Raw genomic sequence first — 21709 nt, forward strand, 5'->3', positions numbered from 1 at the left:
GAACGAACCGTCCGTCTAAAAGTTCCAGCCCGAAGCGGGAGCAATCGGCATAAACGCAGTGCAAATCGAAGCGAGCGTATGACAGGAGACATAGCACCTTCATCGTCTGCACCGCATCTGCCGATGTAGGACATCATCTTCGATTCGCGCTCGCGCGTCAGCAGGACATGTGCAAAGACTATTCCAGGCATGACATGAACGCGACACCGGCTCCGGCGAGATGTAAAAAAAGCGGCCCCGGAGGCCGCCTTTTTGTTACTCGACCTTTCCGATCTTCCGGACAGCTTCGGTCATGGCGCCGGCATCGGCGCGCCAGTAGGACTGGAACTCGGGCGCATCGAGGTAGGCCATGGGGCTGCCCGCTTTCTCGATGACCTGGACCACCGCTGGATCCGCCGCCGCCTTGGCCGAGGCCGCGCGCAGCTTGCTGACCACCTCGTCCGGCGTCGCGGCCGGCACGAACAGGCCCGACCACTGCGCGAACTTCACCTTGAACCCGGCCTGCTCGAGGCTGGGGACGCCCGGCAGCGCCGCCAGGGGCCGGTCGCCCCAGTGCGCGAGCGCGCGCAGCTTGCCGGCCTTGATCTGCTGCACCACCGTCGCCGGCCCGCTGGCGACCGCGTCCACCTGGCCCGCAAGCAACGCGACCACGGCAGGGCCCGCCCCGGTGTAGGGGATGTGGGTCATGCGGAAGCCCGCTGCACTTTTCAGCATTTCCATCGGCACGTGCATGGTGCCGTAGTTGCCGGAGCTGCCGTAGTTGTAGGTGCCGGGCTTGCGGCGCGCGTCGGCCACGAACTCGGACAGCGTCTGCCAAGGCGCGTCGGCACGCACCGCCAGCACGGTCGGATCCGCCGTGAAGCGCGCGATCGGCGTGAACTGGCTCGTCTGGTAGGCCGGCTTGCGCTCCAGGAGGAGGTCGGCCTCCGGCAGGATGGAGATCGAGGACAGGCTCAGCAGCACCGTGTAGCCGTCGGCCGGCGCGCGGGCCACGAAGCCGATGCCCACCGCGCCGCCTGCGCCGGCCCGGTTCTCGACCACGACCGGTTGCCCGAGCTCGCGCGACAAGCCCTCCGCCACCGGCCGCGCGACCGTGTCGGCCACGCCACCGGGTGGGAAGGGCACGATCATGGTGATCGGCTTGGCGGGCCAGCTCGTTTGGGCGGGCGCGCTTGCGGCAATGCAGCAAGCGGCGGCGAGCAGCGCGGCGCGCAGCAGGGGGCGGGGGGATCGGCTCATGGTTCTTGTCTCCGCTCTATCCATCTATGTATTTGCGTCCGGGATACCCCGGGGAAATCTCCAGCCCTCAGGCGAAGCTGTTCTCCAGCGTGCCGAGGCCGTCGATCTCGATGCGGACCGTATCGCCCGCCTTCAGGTAGCGCGGCGGCGTGAAGCCCATGCCGACGCCAGCCGGCGTGCCGGTCGCGATCACGTCGCCTGGATACAGCGTGATGCCGCGCGAGCAGGTTTCGATCAGAGTCGGGATGTCGAAGATGAAATCGGTGGTGCGGGCGTCCTGGCGCAGCTCGCCGTTGACCCAGCAGCGCACCCGCGTCTGCGTGCCGTCGAGCGCGTCGGCGCTCACGACCCAGGGGCCCATCGGGCAGAAGGTGTCGAAGGACTTGCCGAGGTCCCATTGCTGATGCCGCATCTGGACATCGCGCGCGGTGACGTCGTTGACGATGGTGTAGCCGAAGACGTGCGACATCGCGTCCGCGCGCGCGATGTTGCGGCCGGTCTTGCCGATGACCACGGCGAGCTCGGCTTCGTAGTCGATCTGCTCCGACACCGCGTCGCCCGGTAGCCGGACCACGTCGGCCGGCCCGATCACGCATTCGGGCACCTTGGTGAACACGATCGGCCATTCCTGCGGGTTCGCCGCGTTGTTCCTGAACACCGAGCCCGACAGTTCCTTGGCGTGCGCGTGGTAGTTGCGGCCCACGCAGAACAGGTTGCGCCGCGGCAGCGGCAAGGGCGCTTCGAGCCTCACGTCGGCGAGCGCCAGAGTCTCGCCGGTGGGCGCCGGCCAGGCCTTGCCTGCAGCCTGATCCTCGATGAGCGGCAGGGCGCCGCGCCGTGCGCGCTCGGCGTCCAGGGCGAGCGGGCGGACGGTCTGTCCATCGTCGGAAACCAGGCCGACCTGGCGGCGGCCTTGAAACTGGTAGGTGGCAATTCGCAAAATGATCTCCTTGACGGGACCAAATGCTACCAATCGAATACCAAATGCACAACAATGCTGGCGCAGAACCGTGGTTGATACGATAGCCGCCGGCCTTCCGTCCAAGACTTCCGAGCTCGAACTGCAACCGTGTACAGCGCCCTGACCCTGCGGGAAGCAATTCTCGACAACCTCAAGTCACGCACCTGGCGGGCGGGCCAGCGGCTGCCCACCGAGCGGGCGTTGAGCGGCCAGTTCGGCCTCAGCCGCACGACGGTGCGGCGGGTGCTGGCGGAGCTGAAGGAGCGCGGGCTGATCACCCAGACCGTTGGCAGCGGCACCTATGTGAGCGACGAGGTCGCCCGGGCGCTGGCGGACCTGAGCCAGGGCGAGGCCCCGCTCGCCACCAGTCCCGCGGAGCTGATGAGCGCGCGCCTGGTGCTCGAGCCGGCGATCATCGCCATGGTTGTGGGGAATGCCACCGCTGCGGACTTCTCCCGCATGGAGGCGTGTTGCGACAGGGGCGAGGCGGCCGCCACGCTCGAGGAATTCGAACTGTGGGATGGCCGCCTGCACGAGGCTATTGCCGATGCCGCGCACAATGCCTTTATCTCGGCCGTGTTCCAGCGCATGAACGAGGTTCGGGCCCAAGGCGAATGGGGCATGCTCAAGCGCCGCAGTGCCACGCCCGAGCGCCGCCTCGTTTACCAGCGCGAGCACCGGCAACTGGTCGCCGCGCTCAAGGACCGGGACGGCGCCCGCGCCGTGCAGCTCTGCCTGGAGCACCTGACGCATGTGCGGCGCAACCTCCTCGGTTACTGACAACAGCGCGCGGCGTCTTCATACCAATCAGGCCCAAATCGAAAGGATTGGGCCTGCTGAGCTTGCCTAGCTGAAGAATTCCTTGGCCTTGTCGAACCAGCCCTTGTCGGTCGGGCTGTGCTTGTCGCCGCCCTTCCTGAGGGACTCGTCCAGTTCCTTGATCAGCTTGCGCTGGTGCTCGGTGAGCTTGACCGGCGTCTCCACGCGGATATGGCAGTACAGGTCGCCGGGGTAGCTCGAGCGCACGCCCTTGATCCCCTTGCCGCGCAGCCGGAACTGCTTGCCGCTCTGGGTGCCGTCGGGGATGTCGATGGCCGCCGGGCCCTTGAGCGTGGGCACGCTGATCTCGCCGCCGAGGGCTGCGGTCGTGATGCTGACCGGCACCACGCAGTGCAGGTCGTCGCCGTCGCGCTCGAACAGCTCGTGCTTCTTCAGCCGGATCTCGATGTAGAGGTCGCCGGGTGGCCCGCCGTTGGTTCCCGGCTCCCCGTTGCCGGTGCTCCGGATGCGCATGCCGTCGTCGATGCCGGCGGGGATCTTGACCTCCAGCGTCTTGTGGTTCTTGATCTTGCCCTGGCCGTGGCAGGTGGCGCAGGGCTCGGGAATGATCTTGCCGGTGCCGTGGCAGGTGGGGCAGGTCTGCTGCACGCTGAAGAAGCCCTGGCGCATCTGGACGACGCCGTTGCCATGGCAGGTGGTGCAGGTGATCGGCTTGGTGCCGGGCTTGGCGCCGGTGCCCTTGCAGGTGCCGCAATCGTCCCAGCTGGGGATGCGGATCTGCGCATCCTTGCCGTCGGCCGCCTCCTCGAGCGTGATCTCCATCGCATAGCTCAGATCGCTGCCGCGGAACACCTGGCGGCCGCCTGCGCGGCCGGCCCGGGCTCCGAACACGTCGCCGAAGATGTCGCCGAAGGCTTCCGCGAAGCCGCCGAAGCCCTCGGCCCCGGGGCCGCCGCGCATGTTTGGATCGACCCCCGCGTGGCCGTACTGGTCGTAGGCGGCGCGCTTCTGCGGGTCCGACAGCATCTCGTAGGCTTCCTTGACCTCCTTGAACTTGGTCTCGGCATCCTTGCTGTCGCCATGGTTGCGGTCAGGGTGGTGCTTCATCGCCAGTTTGCGATAAGCCTTCTTGATTTCTTCCTCGCTCGCGTTCTTGGGAACGCCGAGGGTTTCGTAATAGTCGCGTTTGGTGGCCATGTTCGATAGCGGTGTCGAGAACGGAAAAGGCCGGACCGCCTTGTCAGGAGATCCAGCCTTGCAACGGGGTCTTCAGGTCAACCCTTCTTGACTTCCTTGACCTCGGCATCGACCACGTTGTCGTCGGCCGCAGCGCCGCTTGCAGCTTCCGGGCCAGCACCGCCTGCCGTGCCGCCTGGGGCGGCTCCGGCCGCGCCGGCCGCGGACTGTGCGTCGGCGTACATCTTCTCGCCGAGCTTCTGGCTGGCGGTCATCAGCGTGTTGGTCTTGTCTTCGATCGCCGCCTTGTCCTCGCCCTTGAGGACTTCTTCCAGCTCCTTGATCGCGGCCTCGATCTTTTCCTTCTCGCCGGCTTCCAGGTTCGCGCCATGCTCGCCCAGCGACTTTCTCACGCTGTGGGCCATGGCCTCGCCCTGGTTGCGGGCCTGGGCCAGCTCGACCTTCTTCTTGTCCTCGGCCGCGTTGAGCTCGGCGTCCTTCACCATCTTCTGGATCTCGTCCTCCGACAGGCCCGAGTTCGCCTTGATGGTGATCTTGTTCTCCTTGCCGGTGCCCTTGTCCTTGGCGCCGACGTGCAGGATGCCGTTGGCGTCGATGTCGAAGCTCACCTCGATCTGCGGCGTGCCGCGCGAGGCCGGCGGAATGCCCTCGAGGTTGAATTCGCCCAGCAGCTTGTTGCCCGCGGCCACCTCGCGCTCGCCCTGGAACACCTTGATGGTCACGGCCGGCTGGTTGTCTTCGGCGGTCGAGAAGGTCTGCGCGAACTTGGTCGGGATCGTGGTGTTCTTCGTGATCATCTTCGTCATCACGCCGCCCATCGTCTCGATACCGAGGGACAGCGGGGTGACGTCGAGCAGCAGCACGTCCTTGCGGTCGCCCGAGAGCACCTGGCCCTGGATCGCGGCGCCCACGGCCACCGCCTCGTCGGGGTTGACGTCCTTGCGCGGCTCGCGGCCGAAGAACTCCTTCACCTTTTCCTGCACCTTGGGCATGCGGGTCATGCCGCCGACCAGGATCACGTCATGGATGTCGTTGACCGACACGCCGGCGTCCTTGATCGCGGTGCGGCAGGGCGCGATGGTGCGCTCGATCAGCTCGTCGACCAGGCTCTCCAGCTTGGCGCGGGTGAGCTTGATGTTCAGGTGCTTCGGGCCCGAGGCGTCGGCCGTGATGTAGGGCAGGTTGACGTCGGTCTGCGCGCTGTTCGACAGCTCGATCTTGGCCTTCTCGGCCGCTTCCTTCAGGCGCTGCAGGGCGAGCACGTCCTTGCTCAGGTCCACGCCCTGGTCCTTCTTGAACTCGCCGATGATGTAGTCGATCACGCGCTGGTCGAAGTCCTCGCCGCCGAGGAAGGTGTCGCCGTTGGTCGACAGCACCTCGAACTGCTTCTCGCCGTCGACGTCCGCGATCTCGATGATCGAGATGTCGAAGGTGCCGCCGCCCAGGTCATACACGGCGATCTTGCGGTCGGCGCGGTCCTGCTTGTCGAGGCCGAAGGCCAGTGCGGCCGCGGTGGGTTCGTTGATGATGCGCTTGACGTCCAGCCCGGCAATGCGGCCGGCGTCCTTGGTGGCCTGGCGCTGGCTGTCGTTGAAGTAGGCGGGCACGGTGATCACGGCCTCGGTCACGGCCTCGCCGAGATAATCCTCGGCGGTCTTCTTCATCTTGCGCAGGATCTCGGCGCTGACCTGGGGCGGCGCCAGCTTCTTGCCGCGCACCTCGACCCAGGCGTCACCGTTGTCGGCCTTGGTGATGCTGTAGGGCATCAGGTCGATGTCCTTCTGGACTTCCTTCTCCTCGAACTTGCGGCCGATCAGGCGCTTGACCGCGTAGATGGTGTTCTTGGGGTTGGTCACCGCCTGGCGCTTGGCCGAGGCGCCGACGAGCACTTCGCCGTCTTCCTGGTACGCGACGATCGAGGGCGTGGTGCGCGCGCCTTCGGAGTTCTCGATCACGCGCGTCGTGTTGCCTTCCATGATCGACACGCACGAGTTCGTGGTGCCGAGGTCGATGCCGATGATTTTGCCCATTTGGTTGCTCCTGAACGCGAAAAAGATGTTGTTGTGAACTTGTGGATAACCCGTCTCGATTCAAGGGAGGAGGCGGGGATTTCCTGTGAGTTTCGTGGGGATCAGTTGCCCGGCGAGACGGTCACCAGGGCGGGGCGCAGCACGCGCTCTGCGATGGTGTAGCCCTTCTGCAGCACGCCGACGATGGTGTTGGGCTCCTGGCCCTCGACCGGCACCACCGAGATGGCCTGGTGCTGGTGCGGATCGAACTTGCTGCCGGCGGGCGGCGCGATCTCGATCACCTTGTTGCGCTCCAGCGCGCTCTTGAGCTGGCGCAGCGTGGCTTCGGCGCCTTCGCGGATCTGCTCGGGCGTGGCGTCCTTGTGCGCCAGGCCGGCCTCCAGGCTGTCGAGCACCGGCAGCAGGCTCTCGGCGAAGGACTCGATGGCGAACTTGCGGCCCTTGGTGATATCTTCGTCAGCGCGGCGGCGCGCGTTCTGCACGTCGGCCTGGGCCCGCAGGAACTGGTCGGAAAGCTCGGCGTTCTTGGCCCGGAGCTGGGCGATCTCGGCGGTGGCCGCCGCCAGCGCATCAGCCTCGTTGGCGGCTTGCGCGGCCTCCAGTTCCTCGGGGCTGGCTTCGCCTTGCAGCGTCTCGGGATTCGGTGGGGGTTTTTGCGGATCAGTCATGCTCAAAAAGCCGGCGACCTCGCCGGGAACTCAGGAAGAAGAGAACGATCACGGCCAACTGGGGCCAATGGTGGGGAATTCAAGAAAAAAATGCGCCTCGGGAGGCGCATCTGGCGAGCGACGCGGGCGGCGCGCCGCGCCGGGCGCTCAATGGGTGTCGAGCAGCTCCACGTCGAACTTCAGGGTGGCGTTGGGCGGGATCACGCCGCCGGCGCCGCGCGCCCCGTAGCCCAGCGCGGGCGGGATGATCAGCGTGCGCTTGCCGCCGATCTTCATGCCGGCGACGCCCTCGTCCCAGCCCTTGATCACCTGCCCGGCCCCGAGCGAGAAGGCAAAGGGGTCGTTGCGGTCGCGGCTGGAGTCGAACTTGGCGCCTTGCACGCCGTCGTTGTAGAGCCAGCCGGTGTAGTGCACGTGCACATGGTGGCCGGCTTTGGCTTCGGCGCCATCGCCGACGACGCTGTCTTCATACTGGAGGCCGGAGGGAGTGGTGGGCATGGCGTTCCTTGGGAAGTGGAAGGGAAAGCCCTGCAGTTTAACGAGGCGCCGGTGGTGCCTCCGGCGGCGGCGGCGCGGCCGGCTCGAGCGGCGCCGGCACGGTTTTCTTGACCTGGTTGAGCTGCCATTTCACCGCGAAGGCCTGCAGGTCCGAGAGGCGCCTGAGCAGATCCTGGCCGGTGGGCGTCAGGCTGTAGCCCTCGCCGCCGTGGCTCACGATGCCGGCCTCGCGCATCTCCTTGATGCGGGTGTTGAGGGTGTTCGGCGTGATGTTGCCGACGCTGTCCTGCAGGAGCCGGAAGGTCTGGGCGTGGCCGTCGCGCAGCGCCCAGAGAACACGCAGCGCGTAGCGGGCTTCGAGCAACGCGAGCAGTTGGCTGACCGCCGCGTTTTCCTTGCTGCTCATTCAGGGCATCTCCTCGGGAGGACGGCGGCGGCCGCGAGCGGCGCTGCATGTTCTTGTCGGATCCGGCCTCAGACCGGGCCGGCGACTATATCCCAGATGGGGGCGTGCTACAAGTTTCATAGCTGGCCTGTGAGGCCGGCTGCGGGCTGTGAGGGCGAGGCGTTCAGGCGCCGGGGTAGCGGGCCATGGTTTCGCCCAGGCGCACCGCGCGCCCTGGCGCCCATGCGGGATCGAATTCCAGCGGCGGCTTCGGAAACAGCATCACCACCGTCGAGCCGAGCAGGAAGCGGCCCATCTCCTCGCCTTGCCCGAGCACGATCTGCCGATCGTCGTAGCGCCATTCCCGCAGTTCGCCGCCGCGCGGCGGGTTGACCACCCCGTGCCAGACCGTGGCCATGCTGCCGACGATGGTGGCGCCGACCAGCGCCAGCACGAAGGGGCCACGCGCCGACTCGAAGACGCACACCACGCGCTCGTTGCGCGCAAACAGGCCCGGCACGCCGCGCGCCGTGACCGGGTTGACCGAGAACAGTTCGCCCGGCACATGAATCATCCGCACCAGCCGCCCGTCGCAGGGCATGTGGATACGGTGGTAGTCCTTCGGGCTCAGGTACAGCGTGGCGAAGCTGCCGTGCTGGAACTGCGCGGCCAGCGCCGCGTCGCCGCCCACCAGCGCGGTGGTGGTGTAGCGATGGCCCTTGGCCTGGATGATCTGGTCGCCCTCGATCGGTCCGAACTGGCTGATCGCGCCGTCGACCGGGCAGACCAGGTCGGCCTGCGCGATCGGCCGCACGCCGGGCTTCAGCGCGCGGGTGAAGAAGTCGTTGAAGCTCGTGTAGCTGGCGATGTCGCTGTCCAGCGCCTCGGCCATGTCGACGCCGTACTTGGCGACGAAGCGCCGGATGATCCACGTCGTGAGCGCGCCGCGTTCCTTGCCGGCCACCCAGCCGGCAAAGTTGGTCAGCGCCTGCTTGGGAAACAGGTACTGCGGCAGGACGGCAAATCGGGACACGGTGGGGCTTCCGGAAAGGGAAGGCGATTCTAGCCAGCGCCCCAGCCGTCGCCTGCGGGACGGCGCCTACTCCGGCTTGATGTTCGCCGCCTTGATCACCTGCGCCCACTTCTCGACTTCGGCCTTCTGGAAGGCTGCGATCTGCGCGGTCGTCATGTCGGCCGGCTGCATGCCGAAGCCCTTCAGCTTGTCCTGCATCTCGGGCTCGGCCAGGATCTTGCGGATCTCGGTGTGCAGCCGGTCGATCACCGGCGACGGCGTGCCGGCCGGCACGAAGACGGCCTGCCAGGACAGCACCTCGAAGTCCTGCAGGCCCGGCACGCCGGACTCTGCGACCGTCGGCACGTCCGGCAGCGAAGGCAGGCGCTTGGCCGAGCTCACCGCGATCGCACGGAGCTTGCCGCTCTGGATGTGCGGGCCGGCGACGACCGTGGTGTCGAACATCATGTCGACCTGGCCGCCGATCACGTCCTGGATCGCCGGGCCGCTGCCCTTGTAGGGCACGTGGGTGAACTTGACGCCCGACTTGTAGGCCAGCAGCTCCAGCGTGAGGTGCTGCGAGGTGCCGGTGCCGGCCGAAGCGGAGGAGAGCCCGCCCGACTTGTTCTTGCTGGCCTCCAGCACATCCTTCAGCGTCTTGTAGGGGCTGGCCTGGTTCACCACCAGCACCACCGGGTTGGTGCCGATCAGGGTGACCGGCGCGAAGGACTTCAGCGGGTCGTAGCCGATCTTCGGATAGAGGCTCACGTTGATCGCGTGCGAGCTGATCGTCCCGCCCAGCATCGTGTAGCCGTCGGGTGCGGCGCGCGACGCGATCTCGGAGCCGATGCTGCCGCCCGCGCCGCCCTTGTTGTCGATCACGACGCTGGTGCCCAGCGCCGGCCCGAGCTTCTGGGCGATGAGGCGGCCGAGCACGTCGGTCGTGCCGCCGGCTGGGAAGGGCACGAGGTAGGTGATGGCCTTGCCGGTCGGCCACTGGCCCTGCGCAAAAGCGGGCAGGGCCGGCAGGCCCGCGGCGAGCGAGGCGAGTGCGGTGCGGATGAGTGTGCGGCGTTGCATGAGGGTGTCTCCTTGACGTTCAGTAATTAATGGCGATGCCCCTGGTGGCTCAGGGCATGTACTGGCCGCCGTTGACCTCGAGGATCTGGCCCGTCACATAGCCCGAGAGCTGCTCCGAGGCGAGATAGAGGAAGGCGCCGACGCACTCCTCGGGTTCCCCGATGCGGGCCATCGGGATCGTGGCCTTGAAGGACTCGAGCATCTGCGGCGTCGAGAACTGGTCGTGGAAGGGCGTCTGGATCACGCCCGGCGCTACCGCATTGACGCGGATGCGCTCGGCCGCGAGTTCCTTGGCCAGGCCGCGGGTTGCCGTGCTGACGAAACCCTTGGCGCCTGCATAGAGATAGGCACCCGGCCCGCCGCCGTGGCGCGCCGCTACCGACGACACATTGATGATGCTGCCGCCGCGTCCCTGCGCCCGCATGAGCGGCACCACCTCTCGGCAGAAGGCGAGCATCGAGCGGGCATTGATGTGCAGGATGTCGTCGAACAACGCGTCATCGAACTCGGCGATCGGCACGCGCTTGACCAGGCTGCCGGCGTTGTTGACGAGGATGTCGATGGCGCCCCAGCGCGACGTGGTTTCACGCACCACGCGCCGGATCGCTTCGCTGTCGCGCACGTCGCCCTGCAGCGCGAAGGCCTCGCCGCCGGCGGCGGTGATCGCGTCGACCACCTCTTTTGCGGGGCCCGCCGAGCGGTTGTAGTGCACCGCCACGCGCACGCCGCGGGCCGCGTAGCCCTTCGCGACGGCCGCTCCGATGCCGGTGCTGGCGCCGGTGACGAGGGCAATCTTGCCTTTGAGATCTTCCATGATGTTCTCCTGTTTTCCTTGTGTCAGGTGACCGGCGCCGGGTTGAACAGCACCAGCGCGTTATGGAGCTTCCAGTGCTCCGCCCAGGTCTTCTTGCGCCCGCTGGCCACGTCGAGCATCAGGCGGAACAGCTCCCAGCCCACGTCCTCGATGCTCGCTTCGCCGTCGGCGATGCGGCCGGCATTGACATCCATCAGGTCGTGCCAGCGGCGCGCCAGATCGCTGCGCGTGGCGACCTTGATCACCGGCACCTCGGCCAGCCCGTAGGGCGTGCCCCGGCCGGTGGTGAAGACATGCAGGTTGATGCCGGCGGCGAGCTGCAGCGTGCCGCAGATGAAATCGGAGGCCGGCGTCGCTGCATAGAGCAGGCCCTTCTGCCGCGCTTTCTCGCCGGGCGGCACCACGCCGGAGATCGGCGCGCTGCCCGACTTCACGATCGAGCCCATCGCCTTCTCGACGATGTTGGAGAGCCCGCCCTTCTTGTTGCCGGGCGTGGTGTTGGCGCTGCGGTCGACGCGGCCGCGGTCCAGGTAGGCGTCGTACCAGGCCATCTCGCGGATCATGGCCTCGGCGACCTCCGGCGTTGCGGCGCGCGAGGTCAACTGGTCGATGCCGTCGCGCACCTCGGTCACCTCCGAGAACATCACCGTCGCGCCTGCGCGCACCAGCAGGTCGGTACAGAAACCCACGGCCGGGTTGGCGGTGACGCCCGAGAAGGCGTCGCTGCCGCCGCACTGCACGCCGACCACCAGTTCGCTGGCCGGCACCGTCTCGCGCCGGCGGGCGTCCAGGCGCTCCAGGTGTTCCTCGGCCTGGCGCAGGATGGAGTCGACCATCGACATGAAGCCGACGTGCGCTTCGTCCTGCAGGCAGACCACGTCGAGCTTCGCCTCGGCGCTGTCGCCGATGTCGGCGACGTTGCGCTCGTCGATCAGCGGGATGGTGCCGGGCGGCATCAGCCGCTCGGGCTGCAGCTTCTCGCAGCCCAGGCTCACCACCATCACCTCGCCGCCGAAGTTCGGGTTGAGGCTGATGTTGCGCAGCGTGCGGATCGGAATGACCGCGTCCGGCGCATCGATGGCCACGCCGCAGCCATAGCTGTGCTCCAGCGCGACCACGTCGTCGACGTTCGGGTACTTCGGCAGCAGCTCGGCCTTGATGCGCTGCACCGCGAATTCGGTGACGCCGGCCACGCACTGCACGGTCTGCGTGATGGCCAGGATGTTGCGCGTGCCGACGGAGCCGTCCGGGTTGCGGTAGCCCTCGAAGGTGTAGCCCTCCAGCGGCACCGGCGGCGGGAGCTTCACGGTCGCGATCGGCAGGCCCTCGAGTGCGCGAGCGGCCGGCATCTTCAGAAGACGCTCGTGGACCCAGCTGCCGGCGGCGATGGGTTTCAGCGCGTAGCCGATCACCACGTCGTATCGGCGAACCTCGCCGCCCTCCGGAATGTCGATCAGCGCCACCTTGTGCGCCTGCGGCACCTTCTCGCGCAGCGTCAGCCCCGATGGGAACACCGTTCCGGCGGGAAGGCCGCCGTCGTTGGCCACGATGGCGACGTTGTCACGCTCGTGCATGCGGACGGTCAGCGGCTGCGAAGGTCGGGAGGGGGCGTTCATGGCGGGATTTCAGGATTCGAGCCGGACGATCTCGACCCAGTTGGGCCCCTGGCCCACGGGTGTCGCGCCGCAAGGAGCCAGTGCCCCGGAGTCGGCTGCGATCGTGTAGACGGCGATGCGGTTGGATGCTTGTCCCGCCGCAACGAGGAAGCGGCCGGACGGATCGATGGCGAAGCCGCGCGGCTGCGATTCGGTGCGCACATGCCCGGCCGCAGTGAGCTTCCCGCTGGCAGGGTCGACATGAAAAAGGGCGAGCGTGCTGGACTTGCGCTCGCTCGCGTAGAGGAAGCGACCATCGGGGGTGAGTCGCAGATCGGCCGCCCACGCTTCGCCCGCGAAGCCCGGCGGCAGCGCGGAAATCGTGTCGAGCACGCTCGCCCTGCCGCTTTCCGGATCGACACCGAGGCGCGAGACCGAGCCGTCGAGTTCGCCCAGTAGGTACATGATGCGGCCCTGCGCATCCCAGACGAAATGGCGCGGACCCGAGCCCGCGTGCAGCCGCAGGACATTCGGCTCTGCCTCGGCGAGATCTCCGCTTGCGGGATCGAAACGCCAATGAACCAGGACGCCGCCGCCCAGGCTCGTCGCGTAGACATTCCGGTTGGCCGGGTCGGCCTGGATGCAGTGGGCGTTGGGGCCGGTCGGGAGCACTTGGCGCGCCGGGCCCGGTACGCCGTCGGCACCGATGGGGCTCACGGCAATCAGGTGGCCTCCGTACGAGGCACTCAACAGGTTACGTCCGCTGCGGTCGGTTGCGATATAGGCCATGCTGTGCGGGAGCGCTGCTTCACCCAGTGCCGTGAGCCGGCCGTCGGCCGGATCGATGGCGAAGGCCGCGACGGCCAGCGGCTCCGAACGACGCGCCACGTAGAGCCGGCGCCGGTCAGGACTGAGCGCCATCGGCATCAGCATGCCCCCGACTGCGACTTGCTGGATCGGCGACAGCGCGCCGGTGGCGTCGTCGAGTGCGAACACGCGGAGCTCTCCGCTGTCGGCATGGGAAACGAAGACTGCGCTCGTCATGGTCGTTTCGGTTCGAGCTCAGAGGCCGAGCAGCCGGGGCAGCCAGAGCGACAACGCCGGCACATACGTGACGGCCAGCAGTACCAGGAACAGTGCGACGAGGAAGGGCGCGGCAGCGCGCGTGACCACGCCCAGCGGGAGCTTCGCCACGGCGCTGCCGACGAAAAGCACGGTACCCACCGGCGGGGTGATCAGGCCGATACCCAGGTTCACCATCATGATCATGCCGAAGTGCACCGGATCGACCCCGAGCAGCTTCACCACCGGCAAGAGAATGGGTGTGAGGATCAGGATCAGCGGCGACATGTCCATCAGCGTGCCGAGCACCAGCAGCATGACGTTGATCATCATCAGGATCACGTACTTGTTGTCCGAGACGCTGGTGAAGAAGGTCATGACCTTCAGCGGGATCTGCATCAGCGTCATCATGTAGCCGAAGCACGCCGCGAAGCCGATCAGGATCATCACGATGGTCACCGTCTTTACGGTGCGATGCACCAGCTTCGGCAGATCGCGCCAACGGTAGTCGCGATAGATGAACATCGTCACGAAGAAGGCCCACACGACCGCGATCGATGCGGACTCGTTGGCGGTGAACACGCCGGACAGGATGCCGCCCAGGATGATCACCATGGTCATCAGCCCCCACATCGCGTCGAGGCAGATCTTCAACGCCTGGCGCAGGGGGATCACTTCGCCCTTTGGGTAGTTGTTCCGGCTGGCGATGATCAGGCACAAGGCGGCGAGCGTCAGGCCCATCAGCAGCCCCGGCACGATGCCGGCGACGAACAGGCTGGCAATCGAAACCGAGCCCCCGGCGGCCAGCGAATAGAGCACTGCGTTGTGGCTGGGCGGAATCAGGATGGCCTGCACCGATCCGCTCACGGTCACTGCGGTGGCGAAATCACGCGGGTAGCCCTTTCTTTCCATCTCGGGGATCAGGACCGAGCCGATCGAGGCGGTATCGGCCACCGACGATCCGGAAATCGCGCCGAAGAAGGTGGACGCAAGGATGTTCACCAGCGACAGCCCGCCGCGGATGAAGCCGACCAGCACGCCGGCGAAAGCGACCAGGCGGCGCGACATGCCGCCTTCCGCCATGATCGCGCCGGCGAGGACGAAGAAGGGGATTGCCAGCAGCGAGAACTTGTTGACGCCCGAGGCAAGCTGGATCATCACCGCGTCGAGCGGGATGTCGATCCACAGCGCGCCTACCAACGCCGCCAGGCCCAGCGAATAGGCGATCGGAACCCCGATCGCCATGAGGACGAGGAAGCTGCCGAGCAGGACCAGAGTGTCCATCAGTGCGCTCCCTCGCCACCTGCAGCGGTTTCCTCATAGCGCACGATGTCCCGGTCGGCCTGGCTGCCATACACCATGCGCTCGATCACGAAGAGCAGGGTCGCCACGGCGCCGATCGGGAGCGAAGCGTAGGTGACGCCAACCGGCAGCCATGTCAGTTCGCTGATCGACTGGTTCCATGTTTCGACGCACAGCCGGAAGCCGTAGTAGGCGACGAACGCGCACACGACGACCATCAGCAGATTCACGAGAACCCGCAGCGCGCCCCGCAGTGCGGCAGGCAGCGGGTCCGTGAGCATCGTGACGGCGATGTGGGCCCCGGCGCGATAGGCGGCCGCGGCACCGATGAAAGTGAAGACCATCATGAACAGGATGGCAACGGGCTCCGGCCATTGGGATCCGGTGCCGAGCACGTACCGCGTGAACACCCCCCAGGGAATGATCAGCGACATCAGGAAGATGGCGGTGCCGGCGAACCAGATGCAGCCCAGGTAGAGGCGGTCGCACAGCCGAACGAAGAGGGGATCCATGAGGTCTTGCCGGCTTTCTTTTCTACTTCGTTGCTTCGATGCGCTTGATCAACGCGGCGTAGTCGGCACCGTACTTGGCGCGCACGGGAGCGGTAGCCTCGTAGAAGGGCTTGTTGTCGATGTTGATGAACTCGACCCCCGCGGCCTTCAGCTTCGCCGTGTAGTCGCCCACGCTCTTGTCCCACAGCTGGCGCTGCTCCATCTGGGCTTCGCGAGAGAACTTCCTGACCAGGGCCTGGTCGTCCTTGGACAGCTTGTCCCAGGTGACCTTCGACATCACGAAGATCTCGGGAATGATGAGGTGATTGGTCTGGGTGTAGTACTTGGCGCCGGCTTGGTAGTGATTGGCGGTGAACAAGGTCGGCGGGTTGTTTTCCGCGCCGTCGACCACGCCGGTCTGGATGGCGGTGAACACTTCGCCGTAGCCCATCGAGATGCCGTTGCCGCCCATGGCATTCATCGTGTCGACGAACAGCGGGTTGCCCATCATCCGGATCTTCATTCCCTTGAGGTCGGCGGGCGTGCGTACCGGCTTCTTGGTGTAAAGGCTGCGCGTGCCGCCATCCATCCAGCCGAGGCCGACGAGCCGGGCCGGCGAGGCGGTGATCTTGTCGAGCATCTCCTGCCCGATGGGTCCGTCGATCACCGCCCGCATGTGCGCCTCGTCACGGAAGACGAAAGGCATGTTGAACACGTTGACCTCGGGGACGACGGGGCCGATCGGCCCCAGCGACGTGCGCAGGATCTGGATCGCGCCGACCTGCGTCTGCTCGATCATTTCCTTTTCACCCCCGAGAACGGAACCGGGAAACATCTGCAGCTTGATCCGGCCCTTCGTGGCTTCCTCGAGCTTCTTCCCCATGTGCTCGATGGCCACGACATTGGGATAGCCGGCGGGATGAACATCGGCCGCCTTGAGCGTCATCGTCTGTGCGGCGGCGACGCCGGGAGCGGCCGCCCACGCGAGGGTGACCGCAGCCGCGCCTGCGGCGAGGAGGGTGCGATGGAAGGGCATGAAAAGTCTCCTGAGGTTTGTGATGTGAATATTGCGAGTCTGAAAAGGACGAATGCACGTCCCTATTCGAATGGACCCTGGGCCGTGAAGGCGCCGCCCTGGTAGACGGAATTGGGATCCTCGGCCGGTACCGGCGGCTGGGCCTCGACCTTGGCGCGGAAGACCTCGGAGCTGTCCTGCGGCTGGAAGCCGAGGTGCGCCGCGGCGTGGTTGTCCCACCAGACGTTGCGGTTGGCTGACATGCCGTAGACCACCGTATGCTGGACGTGCGGCGTGAACAGCGACTTTTCCATCAGGGACGTCAGGTCCCGGTAGCTCAGCCAGGTGCTCATCATTCGGCGATTGGCCGGCTCGGGAAAGGAGGAGCCGATGCGGATGCTCACCGTCTCGATGCCCCAACGGTCGAAGTAGAACTGGGCCATGTCCTCGCCGAAGGACTTCGACAGGCCGTAATAGCCGTCGGGACGGCGAAGTGCGTGGGCGTCGATGCTTTCGCTCTGCTTGTAGAAGCCGATCACATGGTTGGAACTGGCGAAGACCACGCGCTTCACGCCGTGGCGGCGCGCGCCTTCATAGATATGGAAGACGCCCTTGATGTTGGCCTCGAGAATCTCCTCGAAAGGGCGTTCGACCGAGACACCGCCCAGGTGCACGACCGCGTCGCAGCCGGCGACCAGCGCATCGACCGCGGCCTTGTCGGCCAGATCGCAGGGCACGACTTCCTCGTGCGGGCCCTCCGCGGGCTCCAGCGCGGCAATGTCGGATACACGCAGGGTCCGGGCGAAAGGGCGCAGTCGCTCGCGCAGGACCTTGCCCAGGCCGCCGGCGGCGCCAGTCAGCAGCAGCCGGTTCAGGCGGGGAGGGGAGGAAGGCGCACTCATCGTTGCTTGTCTCTCTGAGGTCATCGGTTATCGGTTGTCGTACAACGCCCGGTTGATTATCATCAGCCCATGTCGCGCATGTCAACGGGGTCAACCGCAGCCGCCGAGCCGGCCGCCTTGGGCGGCAGCCCGCGGCGTCGCGGGCGGGGCCTGGCGCATGGCCTGGTCGACGACCTGGGCGAGAAGATCCGCAGCCAGCAGCTGCGGCCGGGCGACAAGCTGCCCACCGAGTCGGCCATCATGCAGGCCTACGGCGTCAGCCGCACCGTGGTGCGCGAGGCGCTGTCGAAGCTGCAGGCCGGCGGCCTGGTGGAGACCCACCATGGCATCGGCACCTTCGTGCTGCAGCCCCGGGCGGCGGGGATGTTCCGGCTGGAGGGCTCCGACATCGCGACCACGGTCGACGTGCTGGCGGTGCTGGAGCTGCGCATCAGCCTGGAGACCGAGTCCGCCGGGCTGGCCGCAACCCGCCGCACCGAGGAGCAGCTGGCAGCGATGCGCGACGCGCTCGACGATTTCGAGCGCAACGTGGCGGTGGCGGGGGACACGGTGGCGCCCGACTTCCGCTTCCACCTGCAGATCGCGCAGGCCACGGGCAACCCGTACTTCGCGGACATCATGAGCCACCTCGGCACCACCATCATTCCGCGCACCCGCATCACGGCCATCCGCAACCACGACCGCCGCGGCGAGTACCTGAGCCGTGTCAACCGCGAGCACGAGGAGATCTACGCCGCCATCGCGCGGGGCGATCCGGACTCCGCGCGCGCTGCCATGCGCATCCACCTGACCAACAGCCGGGAGCGCCTGCGCCTGGCGCAGGAGGCCGCCCAGCGCGAAGCGCAGGCGCCTGGGCAGGCCGGCGGCGCCCCGTCGGCCTGAGCGGCCGAGGTGCTGCGCGCTGGACATCCCGCCAATCAAGTTGTACGATGACTGATAACTTGAAACAACTTGGCTTCTGTTCCTCCGGCTTGAACCGCCTCTCATCCCCACGTCCCAGGAGACATCCCACATGACCCTCAATCGACGCGATCTCGTGCTCGGCGCCGTTGGCGCGAGCCTGCTGGCCGGCTCTGCCCATGCAGCCGATGCCTGGCCTTCGAAGCCCCTGCGCATCGTGGTGCCCTACCCGCCGGGTGGCTCCTCCGACATCATTGCGCGCGCCATCAGCCAGCCCTTGTCGGAGGCGCTCAAGCAATCGGTGATCGTGGAGAACCGGGCGGGCGCCAACGGCAATCTCGGCGCAGACCTGGTGGCCAAGGCGCCGGGCGATGGCTACACGCTGCTGCTGTGCGATGTCGGCGCGCTGGCGATCAGTCCCTCCGTCTACACCAAGCTCGCCTTCGATCCGTCGAAGGACCTGCGCGGCGTGACCATGCTGGCCTACTCGCCGCACCTGCTGGTGGTGCATCCGTCGGTGCAGGCCGGCAACCTGAAGGAACTGGTCGCCCTGTCGAAGAAGGCCGACCTGAACTTCGCCGTGACCGCTACCGGCAGCGCACCGCACCTGGCCGGCGTGGCGCTCGAGCGAGCCAGCGGCGCGCGGTGGCAATACGTGCCCTACAAGGGCGGCGTGCAGGCCATCCAGGATACGGTGGGCGGCCAGACCCAGGTGCTGATGAACGGCATGCTCGCGACGCTGCCGCATGTGCAGAGCGGCAAGCTCAAGGTGCTGGGCGTCTCCAAGTCCACCCGCATGCCGCTGATCGGGGACGTGCCCACCATCGCCGAGCAGGGCGTGGCGGGCTTCGAGTCGGGCACCTGGCAGGGCATGCTGGCGCCGCGCGGCACGCCCGAGGCGGTCATCCAGCGCCTTAACAAGGAACTGGTCACCATCATCCGCTCGGCCGACATCCGTTCGCGGCTGGCCGGACAGGGCGCCGAGGTCGTGACCATGACGCCCACCGAGCAGGAGCAGTTCTTCAACAAGGAACGCGCGCGCTGGGCCAAGGTGGTGGACGCGGCGCAGATCAAGCTCGACTGAAGCTCTCCCCCAGGTTGGCTCACTTCGTGTAGCCGCCCAGCCCCTCACCGGGGGCAACACCAGCGGCCCGGCAAAGCCGGTCCGCGGTGTTCCCCGACTTCCCTTCACTCTTTCCAGGATCTTTGGATGAATCCCCAAGAACTCAAATCCATCATGGGCTCCGGCCTGCTGTCCTTTCCGCTGACCGACTTCGATGCAGAGGGCAACTTCGACAAGAAGGGCTACATCCAGCGCCTCGAATGGCTGGCCCCCTACGGCGCGAGCGCGCTGTTCGCGGCCGGCGGCACGGGCGAGTTCTTCTCGCTGACCTCGGACGAGTACCCGGGGATCATCGAGACGGCGGTGCAGACCTGCCGCGGCAAGGTGCCGATCATCGCGGGCACGGGCGGCCCGACGCGCTTCGCCATCCAGTGCGCCCAGGCCGCCGAGAAGGCCGGCGCGCACGGCGTGCTGCTGCTGCCGCACTACCTGACCGAAGCCGGCCAGGAAGGCCTGGCCGCGCACGTGGAGGCGGTGTGCAAGAGCGTGAAGTTCGGCGTCATCGTCTACAACCGCGGCCAGAGCCGGCTGTACCCCGATACCCTGGAGAAGCTGGCCGAGCGCTGCCCCAACCTCGTCGGCTTCAAGGACGGCATCGGCGACATCGAGCTCATGAGCTCGATCCACCTGCGCATGGGCGACCGCTTCGCCTATCTCGGCGGGCTGCCGACGGCCGAGGTCTACGCGGCGGCCTACAAGGCGCTGGGCACGCCGGTGTATTCGTCCGCCGTCTTCAACTTCATCCCGAAGACCGCGATGGATTTCTACAAGGCGGTGGCGGCCGACGACATGGCCACGCAGCACCGCCTGCTCAAGCAGTTCTTCATGCCTTACCTGGAGATCCGCAACAAGGGCCAGGGCTATGCGGTGAGCATCGTCAAGGCCGGCGCGCGCATCGTGGGGCACGACGCGGGCCCGGTGCGCACGCCGCTCACCGAGCTCAAGCCGCAGGAGTACGACGCGCTGGCGACGCTCATCGGTCAACTCGGGCCGCAGTAGGGTCGAAGGGCGGGGCACTGGCCGAGGCGTTGCGCCTCGCCTATTCTTGAGACAGCGTGCGGGGCCGCCCAGACGGCCCCGCACTTTTTTCCGACGACACCAAGGACATGCCATGCAGAACTTCGACAACCTGATCAACGGCGAATGGCGCGCCGGCGCCAGCTACAGCCCCAACACCAACCCGAGCAACCTGCAGGACGTGCTGGGCCACTACGCCCAGGGTGACGCCGGCCAGGTCGACGAGGCCGTGGCCGCGGCCAACGCCGCCTTTCCGGCCTGGTCGACCGGCAGCGTGCAGGCGCGCTCGGATGCGCTGGACAAGATCGGCAACGAGATACTGGCCCGCAAGGAAGAGCTGGGCACCCTGCTTGCGCGCGAGGAGGGCAAGACGCGCGCGGAAGGCATCGGCGAGGCCACGCGCGCCGGCCACATCTTCAAGTTCTTCGCCGGCGAATGCCTGCGCCTGGCGGGCGAGGTGGTTCCATCGGTGCGTCCCGGCATCGGCATCGAGATCACGCGCGAGCCCGTGGGCGTGGTGGGGCTGATCACGCCGTGGAATTTTCCGATCGCGATCCCGGCCTGGAAGGTCGCACCGGCGCTGGCCTACGGCAACTGCGTGGTGCTGAAGCCCGCCGACCTGGTGCCGGGCTGCGCCTGGGCGCTGGCCGAGATCATCAGCCGCTCGGGCATCCCGGCCGGCGTCTTCAACCTGGTGATGGGGCGCGGCAGCGTGATCGGCGATGCGCTGGTCAACCATCCGGGCATCCACGCCATCAGCTTCACCGGCTCGGTCGGCGTTGGCCGCCGCATTGCGGTGCAATGCGCGACGACCCACAAGAAGGTGCAGCTCGAGATGGGCGGCAAGAACCCGCAGGTGGTGCTCGACGATGCCGACCTGAACCAGGCGGTCGAGCTCAGCGTGCAGAGCGCCTTTTATTCCACCGGCCAGCGCTGCACCGCGTCCAGCCGGCTGATCGTGACCGAGGGCATCTACCCGAAGTTCATCGAGGCGATGAAGGCGCGCATGGCGAAGATCAAGGTCGGCGATGCGCTGGCGCAGGGCACCGACATCGGACCGGTCTCCAGCGAGAGCCAGCTGCGGCAGGACCTGGACTACATCGAGATCGGCCAAGGGGAGGGTGCCAGTCTCGTCGCCGGCGGCGACCGGTTGAGGCTCGACACCGAGGGCTACTACATGTCGCCGGCACTGTTCAGCGAAACGGTGGCGAGCATGCGCATCAACAAGGAAGAGATCTTCGGGCCGGTGGCGAGCGTGATCCGCGTGAAGAACTACGAGGAGGCGCTGGCGACGGCGAACGACACGGAGTTCGGGCTGTCGGCGGGCATCGCCACGACTTCGCTGAAGTACGCGACGCATTTCAAGCGGCACAGCCAGGCGGGGATGGTGATGGTGAACCTGCCGACGGCGGGGGTGGACTATCACGTGCCCTTTGGCGGGCGGAAGGGGTCGAGCTATGGGGCGCGGGAGCAGGGGCGGTATGCGCAGGAGTTTTTTACTGTGGTGAAGACGGCGTACACGTTGGCTTGAGGTCTTCCTTTTTCTCCCTCTCCCTCTTGGGTTGGGGTGCGGTTGATTTCGAACGGTGCAGTTGGTGTGAGGCCGGGGCCGGGAGTTCGCCCCGGCGGGCGAGTCAC

At 67.0% G+C, this 21709-nt stretch carries 21 protein-coding genes; 5 read left to right on the forward strand and 16 right to left on the reverse strand.

Annotated features, from left to right (window positions below; genetic code table 11):
- Positions 1 to 255 precede the first annotated feature (255 nt).
- Together APY03_RS36855 and APY03_RS36860 are read right to left on the reverse strand one after the other, a co-directional pair.
- On the reverse strand, positions 256 to 1239 hold the full coding sequence (locus tag APY03_RS36855) for a tripartite tricarboxylate transporter substrate binding protein (RefSeq protein WP_068685291.1): 984 nt from the start codon (positions 1237 to 1239) through the stop codon (positions 256 to 258).
- 67 nt (positions 1240 to 1306) lie between these two features.
- Complete coding sequence (locus APY03_RS36860; protein WP_068685293.1) at positions 1307 to 2179, reverse strand: fumarylacetoacetate hydrolase family protein; 873 nt, start codon at positions 2177 to 2179, stop codon at positions 1307 to 1309.
- Between the two features lie 129 nt (positions 2180 to 2308).
- Between APY03_RS36860 and APY03_RS36865 the strand changes: the two genes are divergently transcribed.
- Complete coding sequence (locus tag APY03_RS36865) at positions 2309 to 2980, forward strand: FadR/GntR family transcriptional regulator (RefSeq protein WP_083944839.1); 672 nt, start codon at positions 2309 to 2311, stop codon at positions 2978 to 2980.
- A 66-nt stretch (positions 2981 to 3046) separates the two neighbouring features.
- Here APY03_RS36865 and dnaJ read toward each other — a convergent pair whose 3' ends face one another.
- The 14 genes from dnaJ to APY03_RS36935 form a co-directional block, all read right to left on the reverse strand.
- Complete coding sequence (gene dnaJ / locus APY03_RS36870) at positions 3047 to 4177, reverse strand: molecular chaperone DnaJ (protein ID WP_068685295.1); 1131 nt, start codon at positions 4175 to 4177, stop codon at positions 3047 to 3049.
- A 77-nt stretch (positions 4178 to 4254) separates the two neighbouring features.
- The gene (gene dnaK, locus APY03_RS36875) at positions 4255 to 6207 is read right to left on the reverse strand and encodes a molecular chaperone DnaK (protein ID WP_068685297.1); all 1953 of its coding nucleotides are present in this window, start codon (positions 6205 to 6207) and stop codon (positions 4255 to 4257) included.
- A gap of 101 nt (positions 6208 to 6308) precedes the next feature.
- Entirely contained in the window at positions 6309 to 6875 is a 567-nt protein-coding gene (grpE, locus tag APY03_RS36880; RefSeq protein ID WP_068685299.1) for a nucleotide exchange factor GrpE, read from the reverse strand.
- A 147-nt stretch (positions 6876 to 7022) separates the two neighbouring features.
- Positions 7023 to 7373: an FKBP-type peptidyl-prolyl cis-trans isomerase gene (locus APY03_RS36885; RefSeq protein WP_068685300.1), complete on the reverse strand. Its 351-nt coding sequence runs from the start codon at positions 7371 to 7373 to the stop codon at positions 7023 to 7025.
- A 37-nt stretch (positions 7374 to 7410) separates the two neighbouring features.
- Positions 7411 to 7779 carry a winged helix-turn-helix transcriptional regulator gene (locus tag APY03_RS36890; protein ID WP_068685302.1) on the reverse strand — a complete coding sequence of 123 codons (369 nt, stop codon included), beginning with the start codon at positions 7777 to 7779 and terminating at the stop codon, positions 7411 to 7413.
- A 163-nt stretch (positions 7780 to 7942) separates the two neighbouring features.
- Entirely contained in the window at positions 7943 to 8791 is an 849-nt protein-coding gene (gene asd, locus APY03_RS36895; protein WP_068685304.1) for an archaetidylserine decarboxylase, read from the reverse strand.
- Between the two features lie 66 nt (positions 8792 to 8857).
- On the reverse strand, positions 8858 to 9850 hold the full coding sequence (locus tag APY03_RS36900; protein WP_068685306.1) for a Bug family tripartite tricarboxylate transporter substrate binding protein: 993 nt from the start codon (positions 9848 to 9850) through the stop codon (positions 8858 to 8860).
- Positions 9851 to 9899: 49 nt separating this feature from the next.
- Positions 9900 to 10664, reverse strand: a complete 765-nt coding sequence (locus APY03_RS36905; RefSeq protein ID WP_068685308.1) for an SDR family NAD(P)-dependent oxidoreductase — start codon at positions 10662 to 10664, stop codon at positions 9900 to 9902.
- A 23-nt stretch (positions 10665 to 10687) separates the two neighbouring features.
- Complete coding sequence (garD, locus tag APY03_RS36910) at positions 10688 to 12280, reverse strand: galactarate dehydratase (protein WP_068685310.1); 1593 nt, start codon at positions 12278 to 12280, stop codon at positions 10688 to 10690.
- Between the two features lie 9 nt (positions 12281 to 12289).
- Positions 12290 to 13303 (reverse strand): lactonase family protein, encoded by a 1014-nt coding sequence (locus APY03_RS36915; protein ID WP_068685312.1) that lies wholly within the window; start codon positions 13301 to 13303, stop codon positions 12290 to 12292.
- Positions 13304 to 13321: 18 nt separating this feature from the next.
- Entirely contained in the window at positions 13322 to 14605 is a 1284-nt protein-coding gene (locus APY03_RS36920; protein WP_068685314.1) for a TRAP transporter large permease, read from the reverse strand.
- Positions 14605 to 15135, reverse strand: a complete 531-nt coding sequence (locus APY03_RS36925) for a TRAP transporter small permease (RefSeq protein WP_068685316.1) — start codon at positions 15133 to 15135, stop codon at positions 14605 to 14607. Before APY03_RS36925 ends, APY03_RS36920 begins: the two co-directional genes overlap by 1 nt.
- 22 nt (positions 15136 to 15157) lie before the next feature.
- Complete coding sequence (locus APY03_RS36930) at positions 15158 to 16150, reverse strand: TRAP transporter substrate-binding protein (RefSeq protein ID WP_068685318.1); 993 nt, start codon at positions 16148 to 16150, stop codon at positions 15158 to 15160.
- Positions 16151 to 16212: 62 nt separating this feature from the next.
- On the reverse strand, positions 16213 to 17031 hold the full coding sequence (locus APY03_RS36935) for an NAD-dependent epimerase/dehydratase family protein (RefSeq protein WP_068685320.1): 819 nt from the start codon (positions 17029 to 17031) through the stop codon (positions 16213 to 16215).
- Positions 17032 to 17100: 69 nt separating this feature from the next.
- On the opposite strand from APY03_RS36935, the gene APY03_RS36940 reads away from it, so the two are divergent.
- The 4 genes from APY03_RS36940 (at position 17101) to APY03_RS36955 (ending at position 21602) form a co-directional block, all read left to right on the forward strand.
- Entirely contained in the window at positions 17101 to 17913 is an 813-nt protein-coding gene (locus tag APY03_RS36940) for a FadR/GntR family transcriptional regulator (RefSeq protein WP_068685322.1), read from the forward strand.
- Between the two features lie 130 nt (positions 17914 to 18043).
- The gene (locus tag APY03_RS36945) at positions 18044 to 19015 is read left to right on the forward strand and encodes a Bug family tripartite tricarboxylate transporter substrate binding protein (RefSeq protein ID WP_068685324.1); all 972 of its coding nucleotides are present in this window, start codon (positions 18044 to 18046) and stop codon (positions 19013 to 19015) included.
- A 126-nt stretch (positions 19016 to 19141) separates the two neighbouring features.
- Entirely contained in the window at positions 19142 to 20053 is a 912-nt protein-coding gene (gene kdgD / locus APY03_RS36950; protein ID WP_068685326.1) for a 5-dehydro-4-deoxyglucarate dehydratase, read from the forward strand.
- A 112-nt stretch (positions 20054 to 20165) separates the two neighbouring features.
- The gene (locus APY03_RS36955; RefSeq protein WP_068685328.1) at positions 20166 to 21602 is read left to right on the forward strand and encodes an aldehyde dehydrogenase family protein; all 1437 of its coding nucleotides are present in this window, start codon (positions 20166 to 20168) and stop codon (positions 21600 to 21602) included.
- The last annotated feature ends 107 nt before the right edge of the window (positions 21603 to 21709 follow it).

Origin of the sequence: Variovorax sp. WDL1 (assembly GCF_001541225.1) — a bacterium.
GTDB lineage: Bacteria > Pseudomonadota > Gammaproteobacteria > Burkholderiales > Burkholderiaceae_C > Variovorax.